The organism is Hyalangium sp., assembly GCF_045802625.1.
In the GTDB taxonomy this organism is placed as follows: Bacteria; Myxococcota; Myxococcia; order Myxococcales; family Myxococcaceae; genus Hyalangium.
Map to the genome: position 1 here is coordinate 1 of NZ_JBJMQP010000059.1, position 18,207 is coordinate 18,207.

Annotated in this window: 15 protein-coding genes; 5 read left to right on the top strand and 10 right to left on the bottom strand. The window is 69.4% G+C overall.

The genetic code is table 11. The features are described from left to right. Positions 1-79 precede the first annotated feature (79 nt). Positions 80-916, top strand: a complete 837-nt coding sequence (locus ACJ8AT_RS12400; RefSeq protein WP_407737908.1) for an alpha/beta hydrolase — start codon at positions 80-82, stop codon at positions 914-916. 3 nt (positions 917-919) lie between these two features. On the opposite strand, the gene ACJ8AT_RS12405 is transcribed toward ACJ8AT_RS12400, so the two are convergent. Then, positions 920-2,161: a threonine/serine exporter ThrE family protein gene (locus tag ACJ8AT_RS12405; protein WP_407737909.1), complete on the bottom strand. Its 1,242-nt coding sequence runs from the start codon at positions 2,159-2,161 to the stop codon at positions 920-922. A 111-nt stretch (positions 2,162-2,272) separates the two neighbouring features. Between ACJ8AT_RS12405 and ACJ8AT_RS12410 the strand changes: the two genes are divergently transcribed. Next, positions 2,273-2,821: a GNAT family N-acetyltransferase gene (locus tag ACJ8AT_RS12410; protein WP_407737910.1), complete on the top strand. Its 549-nt coding sequence runs from the start codon at positions 2,273-2,275 to the stop codon at positions 2,819-2,821. 65 nt (positions 2,822-2,886) lie between these two features. Here ACJ8AT_RS12410 and ACJ8AT_RS12415 read toward each other — a convergent pair whose 3' ends face one another. From ACJ8AT_RS12415 to ACJ8AT_RS12425, 3 genes are read right to left on the bottom strand one after another with little or no spacing between them, the layout of a single operon-like run. Continuing rightward, on the bottom strand, positions 2,887-3,954 hold the full coding sequence (locus ACJ8AT_RS12415; protein ID WP_407737911.1) for a hypothetical protein: 1,068 nt from the start codon (positions 3,952-3,954) through the stop codon (positions 2,887-2,889). Further along, positions 3,951-4,433, bottom strand: coding sequence for a phage holin family protein (locus tag ACJ8AT_RS12420; RefSeq protein WP_407737912.1), 483 nt, complete (start codon positions 4,431-4,433; stop codon positions 3,951-3,953). The genes ACJ8AT_RS12415 and ACJ8AT_RS12420 overlap by 4 nt, the downstream gene beginning before the upstream one ends. Before the next feature lie 9 nt (positions 4,434-4,442). Next, on the bottom strand, positions 4,443-4,883 hold the full coding sequence (locus ACJ8AT_RS12425; protein ID WP_407737913.1) for a hypothetical protein: 441 nt from the start codon (positions 4,881-4,883) through the stop codon (positions 4,443-4,445). A 197-nt stretch (positions 4,884-5,080) separates the two neighbouring features. Between ACJ8AT_RS12425 and ACJ8AT_RS12430 the strand changes: the two genes are divergently transcribed. Continuing rightward, positions 5,081-5,917, top strand: coding sequence for a pseudouridine synthase (locus ACJ8AT_RS12430; protein WP_407737914.1), 837 nt, complete (start codon positions 5,081-5,083; stop codon positions 5,915-5,917). Here ACJ8AT_RS12430 and ACJ8AT_RS12435 read toward each other — a convergent pair. The 5 genes from ACJ8AT_RS12435 to ACJ8AT_RS12455 form a co-directional block, all read right to left on the bottom strand. Beyond that, positions 5,914-8,451: a hypothetical protein gene (locus tag ACJ8AT_RS12435; RefSeq protein ID WP_407737916.1), complete on the bottom strand. Its 2,538-nt coding sequence runs from the start codon at positions 8,449-8,451 to the stop codon at positions 5,914-5,916. The two genes, ACJ8AT_RS12430 and ACJ8AT_RS12435, sit on opposite strands and share 4 nt — an antisense overlap. A 6-nt stretch (positions 8,452-8,457) precedes the next feature. Next, a complete protein-coding gene (locus tag ACJ8AT_RS12440) occupies positions 8,458-9,045 on the bottom strand; it encodes an RBBP9/YdeN family alpha/beta hydrolase (RefSeq protein ID WP_407737918.1) in 588 nt (195 codons plus the stop codon). Positions 9,046-9,118: 73 nt separating this feature from the next. Further along, complete coding sequence (locus ACJ8AT_RS12445; RefSeq protein ID WP_407737919.1) at positions 9,119-10,132, bottom strand: alkaline phosphatase family protein; 1,014 nt, start codon at positions 10,130-10,132, stop codon at positions 9,119-9,121. A 105-nt stretch (positions 10,133-10,237) separates the two neighbouring features. Then, positions 10,238-11,173, bottom strand: a complete 936-nt coding sequence (locus ACJ8AT_RS12450) for an SDR family oxidoreductase (RefSeq protein ID WP_407737920.1) — start codon at positions 11,171-11,173, stop codon at positions 10,238-10,240. Beyond that, complete coding sequence (locus ACJ8AT_RS12455; protein ID WP_407737921.1) at positions 11,170-11,976, bottom strand: lysophospholipid acyltransferase family protein; 807 nt, start codon at positions 11,974-11,976, stop codon at positions 11,170-11,172. The genes ACJ8AT_RS12450 and ACJ8AT_RS12455 overlap by 4 nt, the downstream gene beginning before the upstream one ends. Before the next feature lie 115 nt (positions 11,977-12,091). Here ACJ8AT_RS12455 and ACJ8AT_RS12460 point away from each other — a divergent pair, with 115 nt between their 5' ends. Both ACJ8AT_RS12460 and ACJ8AT_RS12465 read left to right on the top strand, forming a co-directional pair. Further along, complete coding sequence (locus ACJ8AT_RS12460; RefSeq protein WP_407737922.1) at positions 12,092-14,602, top strand: ATP-binding protein; 2,511 nt, start codon at positions 12,092-12,094, stop codon at positions 14,600-14,602. 129 nt (positions 14,603-14,731) lie between these two features. Further along, positions 14,732-15,133 (top strand): hypothetical protein, encoded by a 402-nt coding sequence (locus tag ACJ8AT_RS12465; protein WP_407737923.1) that lies wholly within the window; start codon positions 14,732-14,734, stop codon positions 15,131-15,133. 39 nt (positions 15,134-15,172) lie between these two features. Here ACJ8AT_RS12465 and ACJ8AT_RS12470 read toward each other — a convergent pair whose 3' ends face one another. Further along, positions 15,173-18,166: a Calx-beta domain-containing protein gene (locus tag ACJ8AT_RS12470; RefSeq protein WP_407737924.1), complete on the bottom strand. Its 2,994-nt coding sequence runs from the start codon at positions 18,164-18,166 to the stop codon at positions 15,173-15,175. Positions 18,167-18,207 lie beyond the last annotated feature (41 nt).

An 18,207-nucleotide genomic window follows, 5' to 3' on the forward strand; every position in this document is an offset into this window, starting at 1 on the left:
CTCTCACCTGTGAGACCACGCGGACTTCATCCGCCGAGCAGGTCTCCGCTGCGCACTCCCTTCTTCGAGGAGCTGATTGATGCGACGGTTGATGGAACGGGTCCACGTGCTCCTGTTCGCAGTGATTATTGGTGGCTCGGCCCGTGCCTTGGCCGCCGAGCCGATGCCGCCGCACCAGTCGTTCACCCTCGAGTCCGCCACGCTCAAGGAGACCCGGCACATCAACGTCTACACGCCACCGGGCTACGACGCGGCGGGGGCCACGCGCTATGCGGTGCTGTACATGCCTGATGGTGGCGAACAGGAGGACTTCCCTCACGTCGCCGCTGACGTCGACGCCGCGATCCGGGCCGGCGAGCTTCGGCCGCTGATCGTGGTGGGCATCGAGAACACCGAACGGCGACGCGACATGACTGGCCCAACCGAGGTCGCCGAGGATCGCAAGATTGCCCCGTACGTGGGCGGCTCGGCCGGGTTCCGCTCCTTCATCCGCGACGAGCTGATGCCGCAGGTGCGCCGCCGCTATCGTGTGACGGACGAGACCGCCATCATCGGCGAGTCCCTCGCCGGGCTGTTCATTGTCGAGACCTTCTTCCTGCAGCCGAAGATGTTCGACACCTATATCGCCTTGAGCCCGAGCCTCTGGTGGAACAACGCGGAGCTGGTGCGCAAGGCCAGCGAGCGCCTCAAGGCCCGACCGGAGATGCGCGGCGGGCTGTACCTGTCGTCCGCAGGCGACGACATCATCGACCCCATCGCGCGCCTGGCGGAGACACTCCGCACAAACGCACCGGCCGGGCTGAAGTGGCAGTACGAGCCCCAGCCGGACCTGCGCCACGCGAACATCTACCGCCTGTCCTCGCCGCAGGTGTTGCGCAAGTGGTTCGCGCCGCAGGCCACTCGCCGCGCGCCGTAGCCCTCAGAGCACCCGGCGCGAGGGCACCAGCGCGTTGGCGAAGAGCAGCCCCGCGGCGATGGCCACCGCCACCAGCAGCATGGAGAAGGCGGTGCCCACGCCGGCCACCACATCCCGAGCGAGCAGGGACTCCAGGCTGCGGAAGCCGAGGCTCCCCGGCACCAGCAGCATCATCCCTGGGACGATGGTGACGACCGCCGGCCGGTTGCGCACCCGGGCCAGCACGTTGCTGGCCATGCCGAGCAGCAGCGCTCCGACGAAGGCGCCCAGCTCCGAGCCAAGCCCCAGCGTTCCAAACCGGGCCCCGCCGAACGCCAGGGCCCCCGCGGCGACGATCCACCCGATGTCCGCGGGCCGAGCGCGGAAGAGCACGCTCACGGCCAGCGCCGCCACCACCAGGGCCGCCACTGCCGTCCAGAATGAAAGGGGAGCGGCGGGCACCAGGGGCGGTGGCATCGGCAGCAGCTCGGCCAGCCTCTGCCCGAGCGCCACGCCAAAGGTGAGCTGGAGGAAGACGAGCGCCGCACCCGTCAGCCGCGACGTGCCGGCGATGAGGTGACGAGAGGCCAGCTCATTGATGGCCACGGTGAGCCCGAGCCCCGGCAGCAGGACGATGACTCCCGAGAGCGTGGCCACCTGGACAGATAGCGGCCCGAGCACACTCGCCGCCGCCACGGCCAGGCCGGAAGCCAGCAGCGCGGCTACCGGCTCCAGCACTCGGGACGCTGGAAGGTGGCGTTGCGTGAGCTGAGCCAGCACGCCGATAGCCAGGCTGCTCACCGCCGCCACTCCCATCTCCCGAAGGCCGCCACCGAACAGCCTCGCCGCGGCCCCGGCCGCGATCGTCCAGCAAACCAGGGTGATGGCAGGCCCATAGCGCGCGGGCGACTGGAGGATGAACTCCACCCGCTCGGCTCCCTGCTCCGGGCTGATCTTCCCGTGGATGACCTCCTGCGCGAGCCCATCCAGCAGCGTCAGCCGCTCGAGATCCATCTCCCCGGGTTCCACGCGGATGAGGCTCGTCTGGAGCGCCTCGGGAGCACCAAAGGAGGCGAAGATGGACGTGGGAGTGGTGAAGAAGCGCGCCTCCACACCGAAGCGCTCGGACACCTGGCGAAGCTGCTCCTCCAGCCGGTGAGCCGGAGTGCCGTACTGGTGCAGGGCCTGCCCCAGCCGCAGGATGAACGCCACCACCGGCCCAGGAGGCGGCGCGTGGAGCCCAGCGGCGTGTTCAGGCGGAAGCACGCGCGGCACATGGCAGAGCTCCCCGAGCGAGTCAAACCTCCTCATGCTCCTGGCCGCCCGGAGCCCTCCAGACCTTGACGCTCGGCCCCAGGTGTCGTCGGCTCCGGGCCCATGGAGCTGCTCACCCCCCGCCTGCGCCTGCGCGAGTTCGTGGAGGACGACTGGCGCGCCACCTGGCCGTACGAGTCCGATCCCGAGGTGGTGCGCTACCAATCCAACGGTATCCGCACACCCGAGGAGAGCCTCAAGTACATCCAGGACTCCATGGCCACGGTGCTGGAGTCTCCCCGGCGCATCCATGATCTCGCGGTGGTGCTCCGGGAGGACGGGCGCCTCATCGGCCGCTGCGGCCTGAAGGTGGTGGACTTCGAGCAGCGCGAAGGCGCGCTCTGGTACGTGCTGGATCGCTCCCAGTGGGGCCAGGGTTACACCTCGGAGGCCTCCGAGGCGATCCTGGGCTTCGGCTTCGGGACGCTCGGGCTGCACCGCGTGTGGGCGGACTGCGATCCGCGCAACCTGGGCTCGGTGGGAGTGCTGCGAAGGCTCGGCTTCCGCCTGGAGGCTCACTTCCGGGAGAACACCTTCCTCAAGGGCGAGTGGTGTGACTCGCTCATCCACGCCATGCTCGATCGGGAGTGGGCGGCTCGCCCGAGGAAGTAGCTCGGAGGGTGGACCGCCGGGAAGGGAGCACCCTTACCCGGCAGTCCCTGGGAGCCGTGAGGCTCTCAGTGGATCTTCGTCGTCAGGTCATCCAGCGGCGGCATCGGCGGGATACGCGAGCCGGTGGGGGTGGCCAGGGACTCGGCACGGTCCTCGCCCTCGCCCTCGAGGCCTGGGCGATCGGCGCCCATCAGCAGCTCCGCTTGCTCCATGGTGTCGGAGCCCGCCCTCGCGCTTCCCATGGCCCCCACGTCGCCGCGGCTCTCCCCCGAGACGTCCGAGCCACCCGTCTCCTCATGTCCCTGGAGCTTCTCCTCGAGCTGGTCGCCCAGCTGAGAGAGGCTCTCCTGGGCCTTGCGCTTGGCGGGCTCGATGAGCTGGCGCTCGCGGTTGCTCACCGGGAGCAGCAGCGAGGCGAACACGCCCAGCGCGATGCTGCCGATGGCCAGCATGAGGGGTTGGTTCTCCAGCGTCCGGCCAAACCAGTCGGTGGTCCGGCTCTTCAGCTCGGCTCCGGAGGGGATGCGCTGGACGAGCTGCGAGGTCCGGCCGCGCACCTGTCCCACGGTGTCCATGGCGCGATCCTTCAGATCGACCGCCTTGTCCTTCACCGTCTGCCCCACGTCCGAGACCCGCTCCTTCAGGTCGACTCCAGCGCCGCCCACGTCACCACCCATGGCGCTGATGTCCCCGCTCATGCCCGCGGCGGGGGTACCTCCATGTACCCCGGTGCTCGCGATGGGGGGATAGCTCTCGCCCCGGTAGCGGAAGCCCTCGCGGTTGGCGCTGCCTCCGCCCCAGAGGTGCCGCTCCTCGCGCAGGGTGAACGCCTTCTTCATGAGGACGGCGCCCACTCCTGCCCCGAGGATGGCTCCCAGCAGGCTCCAGCCTCGCGGAGTGTCCACCCGATCCTTCACTTCCATGGTCCTTTGCATCACCGCCTCCTTGGCGTGGGTCTTCATCTCCGCAGCCTTGTCGTGGAGGGCCTCCCGGGCCTGCTCCTTCAGCTCCACCACCTTCTCCGAGGCCTTCTCCTTGGCGAGCTCCTTCCACTCGGACACCTTCTCCGTGGCGACGGCCTTCACGTGGTCGGGGTTCGCGTGGCGCGCCAGCTCCTCGGCGAGCTTGCTCATGCGTGCCCGTGCATCTGCGATTTCATGGATTGCATGGTCCTGCTCGCCCATTGGCTGTCCTCCTTCAAGGTTTGGATTGTCTTCGTGGGTCCGTGAATCGTCTTCAGCCGCTGGAGGCCGAACCAGGTGAGGCCCGCGCCTGCCGCCAGCAGCACCACCGCGACGATCAGCGCCGAGGCCCACAGCGGCATCACACCCGCCAGGGCGATCACGAGGAAGGCCACGAAGGTGAAGGCTCCGAGGAGCAGCACCAAGCCTCCGCCCGCGGTGAGGCCCGCGCCAGCGGTGGTCTTCTTGAGCTCATGGCGCACCTCGGCGCGCGCCAGCCGCACCTCCGCGCGCACCAGGCGGCGGCCCTGCTCGAGGAACTCGGAGACGAGCTCCTTGATGGGCTGTGAGGGTTCCTCCGTGGCCGCGGTCCGGAATCCGGAGTCACTATCAAAGCCCGGGCTTCCTGTCTGAGAGTCATAGGGGTTCATGGTGGCGCCTCAGATCTTCATGAGCCGGCCCGCGAAGAAGCCGAGCGCCACGCAGCCCGCGATGAAGAGGCCCGGGCGCTGGCGGACTTGCGTCTGGGCCTCTCGCACCAGCTCTTCGGTGGTGCCCTGCTCCAGGCGATTGGACACGCGCTGGATGAGCTGGATGGCGCCATCGACGAGGGACTGGGCGACGCCGAGGTTGGCGTCCTTGCCGGCACCCTGGAGCGTGTCGGCGAGGCCGTGGAGGCTCTTGATGAACTCCTCCTTCTTGCCGTCCACCTGGTGGAAGACGCGCTCGCGGGTGACGCCGCCGAGGCGTTTGACCTGCTCCTTGCCCGCCTGGGCGAGCCCCTCACCCTGCGAGTCCTGTCCGGAGATACCCCCGACCGAGCCCGATGGATTCGCGAAGCTCGAGCCTTGGAGTCCACTGCCTGGAATGACACTGGCCATGATTCCTCCCGTGAATGGCGCGCCATCCGGACGGCCCTTCCGCCGCACGGACAGCGCCTCATGAAGAGAAACTAGGCACGAGAAGGAATCGGCCAGCCGAGGGCGGTGCACCGGCTGCGGAGCAGGCAGCGGAGGCGTGGGGATGCACGGGGAGGAATGAAGCGTGGGCGCTGTACGAAGGCACCACGCGGGAATAAATGAAGGAGGCGAGGGACACCGTGGGCCGGAAGAAGACACCGCGATGGCTGGAGGCGGCGCGGCGGCGTCAGGGGCCGGTGGTGCCTGGGGAGCGGGCGGACTGGCTGGCGCGGGCGCTCGGCCGGGCGGGGGTGATGCCTCGGGCGGAGGCGGAGCGGGCCATCCGCGAGGGCCGAGTGGAGCTGGGAGGCCGGGTGGAGCGAGAGCCCTTCGCGCCAGTGCACGCGGGGCAGCAGGTGCGAGTGGACGGGCAGGTGCGCAGCCTGGAGGCGCCGCTGCGCGTGGTGATGTTCCACAAGCCCGCGGGAGTGGTGGTGGCGGGGACAGACCCAGAGGGCGTGGGGACGGTGTTCGAGCGCCTGCGCGAGGTGCTCCCCGGTGAGCTGCAGGGTCACGAGTGGTTCGCCATCGGCAGGTTGGATCGGGACACGACGGGCCTGCTGCTCTTCACGAATGACGAGCGGGTGGTGCAGCACGGCACCTCACCAGAGACACACCTGCCGAAGCGCTACGTGGCGGAGGTGGCGGGCCGTCCTTCGGAGGAAGCACTCACGAGGCTGCGAGAGGGACTGGAGCTGGACGACGGGCCCACGAGGCCAGCGGGGGCGAGGCTGCTCGGGCCGGACCGGGTGGAGCTGGTGCTCACGGAGGGGCGGCACCACCAGGTGAAGCGCATGCTCGCGGCGGTGGGGCACCCGGTGCGGACGCTGCACCGCGAGGCGGTGGGGAGCGTGGTGCTGGACGTGCCCGTGGGCGCGTGGCGCCAGTTGAGCGACTCGGAAGTATCCGAGGGGCTCGGGTTCAGGACGGACGCCACGACAGCAGAGCAGGGCTAACGCGGCAGCTCGCGGATGCGCTCGGCGGCCACGGCCTCGGCCGAGAGCAGTCCGGTTCTCGCCACCTCGTCCCAGAGCCGCCCGCGCAGCTCCTCCACCTTGGTCGCCAGAGCCTGGATGTCCACGTGGAGGTGCTCGTTGCGAGGCACCATCTCCGCGTTCGTCACCTGGGCCCGCAGCAATCCCAGATTCCGTTGCTGTTCCTCCAGCGCCGAGAAGTAGGGCTCCGCCACGCCGCGCAGGAAGTCCTGCCGCTGCTGGCGCCGCGCCTCTCCTGCCCCCTCCAGCGCCTTGCGCACCAGCCGCAGCGCCTTGGTCCCATCGAACACGCGCAGCGCCAGCCCCACCCGCACGTCCGCGCACTCGGCCAGCAGCGGGTTGAGGCCCGGAGGGTACGCATCCAACCGAGCCTGGAACCCCTTTACGCTGCGCACATACGCATCCGTGTCTCCCGAATAGAGCCCGAAGCGCAGGAAGAATCCCCGGTACACCTCGCGCGTGGCGTACTTCCAGGCCTCTTTGATGTCCTTCAGGTGGTAGTCCCGGAAGCCGCGCATGTACTCGAAGAGCTCCCTCACGTCCTTGCGGTTGCGGTAGGTCTCGGAGCGCTCTACCTCGGGAGGAATCTCCGCGCGGTTCGTCACCGCGTCGAAGATGGCGCGGCTCGTGGGGCGATCCGTGATGCCCATGTCGCGCAACGCCGCGTAGTAGGTGAGCTGCTTCACGTACCGGCTCAGCGCGAACACCTCGTGGTACAGCGTCCAGAAGCTGAAGAAGGTGGCCTCATCCTCGGCGGCCTTGAGCGCCCGGGCGTACTGCTCGAAGACGGGGCCCTCGGGCGGAGCGGAGCCGGGCATGGGCTCGCCCTCCACGTACCAGCGCTCGAAGTCCGCGGGGCCGGGCAGCGTGTAGTTGCCCAGCCCGAAGTGGAACGCGTCGTGGGACCAGTGCAGCCCCTGGAGCGCCCGGTCCTCCCCGCGATCGGACGCCATGAACACGCGGAAGGCGGCCTTGAAGAAGGAGCGGTCCGCCTCGTTCCGTGGGTAGGCCACGCGCACGCCGTACTCGTGCTGCAGCAGTGTCATCAGCCGCGCATAGGTGGGCGCCTGGAGCTGCTCCTGCTCGATGGAGGAGTAGGTCTGCAGGCGCCGCTGCACCGTGGAGCCATGCGTCATCGTGTCCAGGAACGCGAGCCGCGACTCCACGGGAGCCCTGCGCGCCTCCCGGAACGGATCCAGCCCCAGCTCCGCGCCCAGCGAGAGCAGCCCAGAGACGATGACCGGATCCCGCACCCGGCCCTCCGCGACGGCCCGGGACAGCTCGGGCGCGCGGATCAGAAACACGTCCTCGGGAAGCGCTTGCAGCCGGGAGACATCCAGCTCACAAGCGACGCGGTGCCGCACCTCGCTGCTCACCGCCGGGGCCGGCTCCGCGCCACGCCCGAGCCGCTGCAGCGCCTTCACCCCCACGGGCTGTCCGAGCGCCGCCCCCAGCCGCCGGGCCACCAGCTCCGGGAGCGCGGCGTTGGACTCCAGCGCGCGGGCCTCGGTCTCCGAGAGGAAGAACCCGGTGGCGTTCACGTAGCGCGGGTGGATGGGCAAGTCATAGAGGGGCTGGAGCACGCGGCGCTCCAGGACGGAGGGACGGATCTCGGACCAGAGCAGGAAGTACGTCTCGCCGCCGAGGCGCACGAAGGGCAGCACCACGAGCGACTGGCCCGTGCCGGGAGTCACCACCTCCCACCACCGGCCATCCAGGTGGACGCGGTGCGCGCGCAGGAAGCGCAGGTCCGCACCCGTGGGAGGCACCCGGCGCTGGAACCCCGAGGCGGTCTCCGGCTCGAGCGCGTGCTCGACGAAGCTCCCCAGCCGCTGCGCATCCCAGACGCGAGCGGCCTCTCGTTCGAGCAGGGCCCGCGCGCCCGGAGAGTCCTCGCGCGGCGCACGCGGGGACGAAGCCGGCGGGCCCACCAGCGCCCGGAGCAGCAGGGACAGCTCCTCGCTGTGGGAGTGGACGCCGGAGTCCAGCTCGCCCAGGAGCGTGTCCACGGGCCGGAAGAGCAGGCGGTGGCGAGCGCCATCCCACTCCACGTCGATCTCCGGCGAGGGAGGCGGGTGGATGGCGGCGAAGAGGGGCAGGGCGAACTCGGTGAGGTATCCGATGGAGCGCGCGTAGCTGGGCAGGGGAATCTTCAGGCGCCGCTCATCCATGCTGACGCGGGTGCGCGTGTTGAAGACGGAGCGGCCGTACTCGAGGATGTCCCCGGTCTCGTCGACGCCGGCGAAGTCGATGCCCACGGGCTCCAGCCCTACGAGCGGCGCCCCTCGCAGGGCCCGCGAGGCGCGGCGGCGCTGGAGCACCCCGACGTGCAGCTCGCCGTCATGCTCGAAGTAGGGGATGACCTGGCGGGTATCGAGCCGGCGGCGGCTGGCGATCTCGAACGTGGAGCCCCCCACCTCCCAAGCGCCGAGCATGAGGAACGAGGGGCTGCCCGTGAGGGCTTCGGAGACAGCTTCCGGAGTGGAGGTGGCCATGAGGAGTCACTCCCGAGCGTGGGGGGCGGAGCCGAAGTGGGAGAGCAGGGCCTCCAGCACGGCGGGCTCGCGAGGGTTGTTGAAGTGGCGAGCGCCGGGAGCCAGGAGCACCGTCGCGCCGAGCCGCTCCTCCCACAGGCGCCGGTTGCGCACGTAATTGGAGGTGAACGGATCATTGTCCGACAGCAGCACGACGAAGCGGCGAGCGGCGGCGCGCACGCGCTCCAGGTCCACGGGAGTCTCCACCCAGGGCACGAGGCTCTCCCACGGCTTGTCCACGTCCCACCAGGCGGCCACGAGCAGCACGCCATCGATGACGTGCCCGGGCGGGAGCGTGGCCAGGTAGCGGATGACGGCCTGGCACCCGACGCTGTGGCCCATGAGGACGGTGGAGGGCGCGGGAGTTGGCCCCACGGCGGCGGAGAGGGCCCCCACCCAGCCGGGGATGGTGGGCTGGGCGGGGTTGGGCATGTCGAGCGTGCGCACCGAGGAGAACCCCTGGGGAGCCTCCCGGAGCTTCGCCTCGAGCCACACGTAGAAGTCGGTATCGGGCCGGCCGGCCCAGCGCGGGACGATGACGAGAGAGCGATTCATCCGTAGAGCGGAGTGTGCCCGCTCGCCACAGTGAGTGCCAGCCTCCCGCCCTGGGCGCGGCCCGGCTCCTCGGCTACGGGAATGTGCCCGCGTTGAAGAAGCCGCTGAAGTCGTTCGCGCTGGAGACGTTGGACTGCACGGGCAGGCCGAGGATCTCCTCCACGGACTTCAGCAGCGAGGAGTGGGACAGCGTGACGCTGTTGCCGAAGTTGGGCTTGACGTTGGGGCCAATCACCAGGAAGGGCATGGTGCCGGTGGTCGCCGGCTCGTCCCAGACGATGAAGATGACACCGGAGTTGGCGTTGGCGAAGGAGATGATCGCCGGCAGGTTGGCCTGCAGCCACGTGTCGCCCGAGTGGACGGTGTTGGTGTCCGGGCAGCCGGTGGCGCCATGCATGTCATTGCACAGGTTCGGGGTGATGAAGTTGTAGGTGGCCACCGTCTTGGCGCTCAGATCCGCGGCCAGCGAGCTGAACGGCTTGTGGTGGCTGGAGCAGTAGCTGTTCGTCTTCGAGGGGGTGGCGCCGGACACGTCCTGGAAGAAGACGAACGGATCATGCTTGGGCGCGTAGAAGCCGCTGCCGAAGATGGGGCAGGTGCCCGTCGTCGAGTTCAGCCCCTCCTGGTAGGACATCCACGTGACGCCGTTGGTGGCGTTGCGGATCTGCGTGGCCAGGTGCGAGGTGCTGCTGCTGCTGTTGGTGGAGGAGGGGTTGTTGTCGGTGGTGAAGGTGAAATCGCTCAACGCGTTGGTGCCGGCCTCCATCCAGATGTAGTGCGGCTCGCTCGGCACGGAGGAGGCGAGGTTGTCCACGTAGTTGGTGGCCCGGCCGTACTGGGGAATGAGGGTGTTGTTGATGTAGGGCGCGTCCACCGAGCCGTAGATCGACGTGGCCGCGTGGTTCTCCATGGTGATGACGAAGACGTACTTGATCACCGAGCTCGTCAGCGCCTGGGAGCTGGGCGTGGGCACATCCGAGAAGCTCTCGGGAGCCTCGAGCGTGTCGGGCTGGGCCGGCCCGCCACAGGCGGACAGCGCGAGGGCGAGCGCGGGGGGCACGGCCTGGAGCAGCTTGCGAAGTGACATGGGGGATCCTTCGTTGGGGGGATCCGCGACATAGCACCTTGCATGATTTGAAAGGTTCCCAGGATTTATGACGCGCGCCGTCATTAGGCGGATCTAACCCGCGCCTCAGCCCTGGGAGCCGGGAGGCGGAGAGGCCTCGCGGAAGATGCGGAGGATGCGGCCCTCGTCGTTGTCGTAGCGGAAGCCGGTGGCCTCGCGGAAGCGGGCGTTGTCCACGACGATGGGGTACTTGATGTGGGCCAGCGAGCCCTTGGAGAGGGCCGGGAACCCGAAGCGCCCCAGGAGCCGCTCCAGCACGGGCCCCGGCAGCGGCACCGGCGTGCGGCCCGTCTCGCGGATGATGATGGAGAAGGGCACGGGCGGCGGGCCGGCCACGTTGAAGATGCCGCGGATGCGCTTCTCCAGCGCGAGCTGGATGGCGGTGACGACGTCCTCCTCCTGCATCACCTGGAAGAGCGGATCATACCCGAGCACCATCGGCACACGCCGGCCCCGCAGGAAGCTGGCCAGCGTCCCCGTGCCCGGCGAGCCCAGCGTGTAGACGAGCCGCAGCACCGTGGTGGTCACCTCGGGCATGCGCCACAGCGCGGTGGCCGCATAGAGATCCGCGGCGACGAGATCGGCCAGCTCCGGCACGTTCTCCAGGGCGCGAGGGGGCTCGTCCTCGGAGTGGTAGAGCGGCGAGTCCGCCGCGGCGCCATAGAAGGTGTGCCGCCCGACGAAGACCGCCTGCTTCACGCCATAGGCACGGCAGTGATCAAACACGGCCTTGGTGCCATCCAGGTTGATGCGGCCCCGCTCGCCGCCGCTCACGGTGAGCGCGGTGACGGTGGCCATGTGCACCACGGCGTCGGGCCGGCGGCGGCGGAAGACGTCCTCCGCGGCGCGCTTGCGCACGTCCACGCGGTGGAGCTCGATGCCGTGGGGAGCGCTGGACCAGGGGCGCACGTCGATCCCGAGCACCTCGTGCCCGGCGTCGAGCAGCCGCGTGGCCAGCTTCCGGGCAATGCCGCCGGCGATCCCGAGGATGAGGACTCTCATGCCCCGCGCCTCCGGTTGCGCAGCTCGCGGCCCTGCTCCATCAGCCCGGCGATGCGCGACTTCACCTGCTCCACGTAGCCGGCGATGACGTCATCATCCTCGTCTCCGGTGCCGGAGAAGTGGAACGGCTCGCCATAGTGGAGCTCGATCCGGGCGGGCAGCGGCAGGGGCAGCAGGTAGGGGGTGACGGGGATGTAGGGCACTCCGGCCAGGCGCCCCAGGCTGTAGAGGTTGGCCACGGTGGGCACCGCCGTGCCGCCGCCGAGGATGCCCACGGGGATGATGGGCGTCTTCGTCTGGAGGGCCAGGCGCATGAAGCCGGTGCCGAAGTCCACCAGCGAGTAGCGCTCCTTGTAGAGCTTGGCGGTGCCGCGCGCACCCTCGGGGAAGACCATGAGCAGCCGGTCATCCTCGAGCAGCCGGCGCGCATGCTCGGGCAGGCCGGTGAACTGGCCGGTGCGGCTCGTCCACAGCGAGGCGATGGGGATGTTGTTGAGGAACTTCTCGGCCATGCCCTGGCCCAGCCGCGGCGGCTCCATCTCCAGCAGCAGGGAGGTGAGCAGCATGGCGCCGTCAATGGCATAGCCGCCCGAGTGGTTGCCCACCAGCATGGCCCGGCCGCGAGGTGGCACGTGCTCGATGCCGAAGCACTGCACCCGGAAGTAGTAGCGGTAGAGCGCGGCGAGCGCGGTCGCCGCCAGGGCGACGTGCCGCTTGGAGATGCCATACGGGTCGACGCCGAACTCGTTGAACGGCAGCTCCAGCCGGTTCACCCGCTCCGCGATGGATTCGTCTTGCGCCACGGGCGGCACCGTAGCACTCCCCTCGCTTCGTTGTCCGCAGGGCAGGCAAGGCGGCAGGGCGCGCGCTCCTTGCCTCCAGGGATAATGGAACGAGAGGGGTGGCTACCTTCTTTCAATGGACGAGCCAGGCGCTGGAACGACCTACGAGGGCCTCCGGTTATGCGACTTCATCCAGGAGCGCCTGCCGGTCATCCTGCGGGAATGGGAGCGCCGTGTCCGGAGCTCCCCAGCCGCCGAGCGCTTGCAAGGGGCGGTGCTGCGCGACCATGTCCCCCAGCTCCTGGCGCGCATCGCGCAAGTCCTCGGCGGTTGTCCCGGGCCCCAGCACGCGCTGCTCCAGGAGCTTCCCGACAAGCATGCGCTGGAGCGGCTGGACGAGGGCTACGACTTGCGCACGGCGACCGAGGAGCTGAGCGCCCTGCGCGACACCATCCTGGAGTTGTGGGAGCAGGAGGTGGGGAGCGCCATCACGGTCCGGCAGGTGCGGCAGCTGGACCAGGCCATCGACGAGATCATCGCCGCCTCGGCCTCCCGGTTCGCCCAGGCGCGCGAGCGCACCTTGAAGGCGCTGGACCGGGTGTCCTCGGCGGCGCTCGGCACGGGAGCGCTGGACACCTTCCTGCCCCAGCTGATGACGGTGCTGCTGGAGACGGTGGCCGCGGTGGACTCGGTGGTGATCCTCCTGCGGAACGAGGAGGACGCGCTGTATGTCCGGGCGGCCATCGGGCTCGAGGAGGGGAAGCTCCAGGGGTACTCGGAGCGGATGGGGGAAGGGTTCGCGGGCACGGTGGGCGCCCGGCGGGAGCCGCTCCTGCTGCGGGACGCGGCGATGGATCCGGTGGTGCGCAGCGCCCTGGCCCGCAAGCTGGGGATCCACGCGCTCTACGGCGTGCCGCTCATCCATGAGGGGCGGGTGATCGGCGTGGCCTACATGGGCTCGCGCACGGCGTACGACTTCTCGGATGACGACAAGCAATTGCTGCGCACCATGGGGCAGCGGGCCACGTCGCTGATCGTCCAGGCGCAGCTGCTGGAGCGGCTGCGCGAGAGCGAGGCACGGCTCCAGGCCATCGTGGACCACGCCCCGGCCGCCATCTACGTAAAGGATTCGGAGGGCCGCTTCGTGCTCGCCAACCGCTACCTGGCGACCCTGCTCCACCGCTCGCGCGAGGAGCTGCTCGGCAGGACCAGCCAGGACCTGTGGCCCCGGGAGGTGGCCCGCCCCCTGATAGAGGCGGATCGCCGGGTGCTGGAGCTGGGCGTGCCGGTGACGGTCGAGGAGTCCCTCCCCCAGGAGGACGGACCGCACACCTTCCTGTCCGTGAAGTTCCCCATGCCCGGAGGGCGCGGGCGGGTGGCGGCGCTGGGCGGCATCTCCACGGACATCACCGATCGAAAGGAGGCCGAGCGCGCGCAGGCCCTGCTGGTGGAGGCGGGCACGGTGCTGGCGCAGTCGCTCGACATGGAGACGACGTTGAAGAGCATCGCCTCGCTGGCGGTGACGCACCTGGCGGACTTCTGCATGGTGGACCTGCTGGGAGAGGACGGGCAGCTCCACCGGCTGGAGGTGCTGTCGAGAGAGCCCGCGCACAAGGAGCTCATGCAACGGACCATGAGGTACCCGCCCCAGCTCGATTCCACGAGCCCCGTGGCCCAGGTGCTGAAGACGGGGAAGGCCGCCACGGCGGACATCACTCCCCAGTGGTTGGACGCCGCGGCGCAGAGCGCGGAGCACCGGGCGGTGCTGGAGGCGCTGGCTCCCCGGTCCACGGTCATTCTCCCGCTGAAGGCGCGAGGCCGGATGCAGGGAGTGATGAACCTGGTCTCCAAGGAGCCGGGGCGCATGCTCCGTCCGTCGGTGGTGGTGGTGGCGCAGGGCCTGGCGGACCGGGCGGCGATCGCGATCGACAACGCGAGGCTCTTCCAGGAGGCGCGCGAGGCGGTGCGGGTACGGGAGGACGTGGTGGCCATCGTCAGCCATGATCTGCGCAACCCGCTGAACGCCATCTCGCTGTCGGCCTCGACGCTGATCAAGCGCGAGGAGCTGGACGAGCGCACGGCGAAGGCGGCCATGCGCATCTACGCGGCGGCGGACCGGGCGCACCGGCTGATCCGGGATCTGCTGGACTTCACGCAGGCGCGAGTGGGCGGCATCCCCTTGAGCCCGAGGCCCGTGGAGCTGGACGAGCTGGCGCGGCAGGTGGTGGAGGAGCTCCAGTCGGCATACCCCGAGCGCAGCTTCGAGCTGCGAGGCGTGGAGGACGTCCACGTGGAGGGAGATCCGGACCGGTTGGCGCAGGTGATGGCGAACCTGCTGGGCAACGCGGTGCAGCACAGCCCCAAGGACACGCCGGTGCGGGTGACGGTGCGAGGGCAGGGGGACATGGTGCTCTTCGAGGTGCACAACCAGGGAGCGCCCATTCCGGCCGAGCAGCTCCCGGTGTTGTTCGAGCCCTTCCACCGAGGCCGGGAGGCGGGCGCGGCGACGCCGGGCCGGAGCCTGGGGTTGGGGCTCTACATCTCGCGGCAGATCGTGACCGCGCACGGAGGGCGTATCGAGGTGCACTCCGAGGAGGGGGAGGGGACGACCTTCCGCGTGTGGCTGCCGCGCCGGAGCGGGGGTTGAGCAGGGGCTCGGGGGCGGCGGGCGCAGGTGCACGGCGGACGAAGTGAGCTATGGTGCGCCGGCATGCGATGTGACTCCTGTCTTCTCTCCGAGCCCTCAGCATACGTGGAGCTGCATCACAACGTAGGCATGCTGCTCATGCGTCGGCAGTACACGACGTCGGGGCGGCTGTGCCGGGGCTGCCTGAGCAAGGCGTTCTGGCACCACACGCTGAGGAACCTGACGTTGGGGTGGTGGGGGACGATCTCGTTCTTCATGACCTGGTACTTCCTGCTGTCGAACCTGATCGTCTACGCGCGAGCGCGGAGCGAGCTGGGCCATGCGAGCCCGAGCCCGAGCCAGGCGCCGCGCTCGGCGGTAGCCACAGGGGACGAAGCCCTGCGCATCCTCGGGCCCTTCGAGCACAACGTGAGGATGCTGCTGCGCACGGGGGACGAGCCCGCTGGCATCGCGAGGGACCTGGCCCGCACGCACGGGGTGGCCCCCGAGGAGGCTCAGCGCTTCGTGGAGCAGATCCGCGCGGCCGGGTAACACGCGGTACGGCCCCCGCGGGTGGCGCGCGCTCGCGCCTCAGGGCTCCCCTGCGCGCCGGATGCGCCGCGCCGCCAGGCCCAGCACCAGCAACGTCATGGCGATCATCTCGGGAGCAGCGGATGGGCCACCCGAGCCGGCCAGACAGGCACACCCGGAGGACTCGGGCCCGCTCGGCTCCGTCCCTGCATCGCTCTGCACCCCTGCATCCGTGCCGCTGCCGGCATCGCTGCCCGCCCCCGCGTCGCTCTCGGTTCCGGCGTCACTTGGGGTGCCGCCATCACCGCTACCGCCGTCGAGCTGGCCCTGAAGCGGGTTCACCGTGATCGTCGCGGTGGTGACGGTGCCGAGCGAGCCGTACTGCGGATTGCGCAGGGGGACGGACAGCGTCTTGGCCGAGCCGAGGAGGGGATTGTTGAGCAACTGGAGGGTGATCGTCTTCGGCGCCGTGTCGCCGTCGGCCCAGCTCAGGGTGCCGCTCGTGGCCGCGTAGTCGCTGCCCGCCTGCGCGGTGCCGTCGACGGTCGAGTAGTCCACGGAGACCGGGCCGGTGTTTCCGCCCGTGCGGCTGACGGTGAGCGTCACGCTGTCCGCGCTGTTGGAGACGCTCACCGCCGAGGCCGTGTGCTGGAGGGAGCCGGGCGGGTGGTTCGTCTTCCAGGACTGCAGCAGCGTCAGGAGCGCCTGCGGCGGATTGGTGGGCTTGCCCACCGGACTGGCGACGGTGCCTGTTTGATCCGAGGTGTTGATGCCGTGGCAGTTCGCGCAGGTGCGGATCTCTCCGGGCTGGAAGGTGACCCAGAAGCGCTCTTTCACATAGCTGGTCTTGGCCGTGTCGTTGTTCTGCAGGTGCCACGTCAGCGCCTTCCCCGCGGGCACGATCGCGGCAAAGGAGCCATCATCGCCCAGGCGCAAGGCTCCCGGCGGGGCCCCCGCCGTCTGGACGTTCTGCGTCCAGGTGTCATGCAGCGGGGTGGCCACCACGCGCCGGCCCGGAGCGGGAGTGCCCCCGCCCAGGAGGTAGCCGCGGCGCAGATCGGCTTGCAGGAACTGGATCCACGCGACGTTGTAGACCGTGCCGCTGGCGCCGGTGGCCTGGGTGCTGGACCAGGCGACCTTCAAGTTGAACGGCTGCTGCCGGTCGTGCAGGTCGCGCTTGGTGACGTTGCGGCTCACGCTGAGCGCCGCGTTGATCGAGCGCAGGTAGTTCTGGAATGTGGGGAGGTGGACTCCGGCCGTGGCGAAGACTCCGGCCTCGATGGGATCAATGCTGGAAGTGGCGGCGGCCGGTGGCGTGCGCGGGGCGATCTCCACGGGATCGAGCTCCCACGCCGTGCCGTTGTAGCTCACGAGCGTCGAGCCCACGTAGTAGCTCGTGTTGAGGGAGATGCCCGGGGTCAGCGTCACGTCCGGCACGTACGTCGAGCCGGAGAGCTTCAGCGACTTCAGCCGGAACGCGTAGAACGACGCGGGCTGAGCGGCGGTGCCGCTGTTGTAATCGGTCTGCGTGACGTTGCCCACGTGCGAGGCAATGAGGTTCCCATCGGCGAGCGGCACGGGCGTGCGGTAGAGCGTCTCGGCGTTGGAGGCGGACAGCGGGGACTGGCCGGTGGGGGGCAGGTTGATGCTCGGCTTCACCGTGGGGATGAAGGCCGGCTTGGACGCGCCATTGGCGCCCGGGGTGATGTACGTCACGGTGATGTTGTCGGGGTTCAGCGGTGCGCCAGAGGCATTGGTGCCCGCGTTGTTGAGCCGGACGATCTGCCCCGCGCCGTGAGTGCCGAGATCCGCGGCGTCGCTGCCGTAGAACGTCCCCGGGTGCAGCGGATCCTCGCGGGCGGCCATGAAGTTGTTGAAGAAGGGGCGCGCCCCCATGCCGCCATAGCCCGGGTTCACGCTCGGGTTCAGGTCAACGACATTGGTGTCGTTCTTGAAGTTCTTGGCGATGAACCCGCCGACCTCATGGCGGCCCACGTGGTTGAGGAGCTCTCCGTTGGTGCCATCAAGGTTGATCATCCACGGCAGGAAGATGTTGGTGGCGAGCCCGTTGAGGGTGTCTCCGTAGACGTCAATGAGCGTCACATGGTCGAAGTTGCGAGGCTCGGGGAAGATGTCCCAGGTGTTCGCAGCCATGGCGGTGACCTGGGTGAACGCCGCGCTCGAGGACTCGTCGGCGAAGTTGCCCGAGCCATTGAAGGTCTGGGTGAAGGTCTCGTTGTAGGGCGCCGCGGTGTTGCCGTTGCGCGAGTCGGTGACGGCCTCGGGATCGCGCGAGAGGTGATCCCAGTTGGTGAAGATGAGCCGTCCAGAGCTGTCGATCTCGGGCGAGAACGCGCCACTGGGCGAGTGGTGCAGGAGCTGGAGCGAGCCGGCGTTGCTGGGATCCAGGCTCCACAGCCCGCTGACGGTGGGCAGGCCGAGGTACTCCTCGCGCTGGAGCAGGTGAGCCTGGCCGTTGTAGGGCCGGTCGCTGGCGAAGACGATCTTCCCTCCGAGCGCGTAGGTGGGGAACACATTGTTGTAGGGCGGCTGGTTGGCGACCTTGGTGAGCACCGGCTTCACGTTGGCGTTGAGCTGGGCCTGGGTGGGGAGGGTGAGCTCGTAGAGCTGCCAGAGGAACGGGGTGGTGTCGGCGGGGCCGCTCGGCGCGCCGATGACCATGCTGAACAGGGCCTTGTCGGCGGTCCAGGTGACGCTGGGGTTTCGCACGGCGAGGGTGTTGGCGGCGGGCTTGCCGCCGGGGATCGCGCTCCAGTCCGCGACGGAGAGCAGATCCACGAGCTGGCCGTTGCTGAAGCGGACGAAGAGCGAGCCGCCGCGCCCGGCATGCGCGGTGTCCGCGAGGTGATTGCTGAACGGTGAGACACAGGACTGGTAGCTCTCGGAGACGGTGCGCGAGTTCACCTCCTCCGGCATGGGGACCTGCGTGACGAAGAGGATGGGGTTGGAGGGGTTGCCCGCGAGCGCGATGGCAGAAGACAACCCGACCACGGCGGAGGCAACGAGGACGAGCAGTCTGGAGTGCGGAGCCATGCACGAAATTGTACGGACGTGCACGCCCCGGCCTCTAGCGA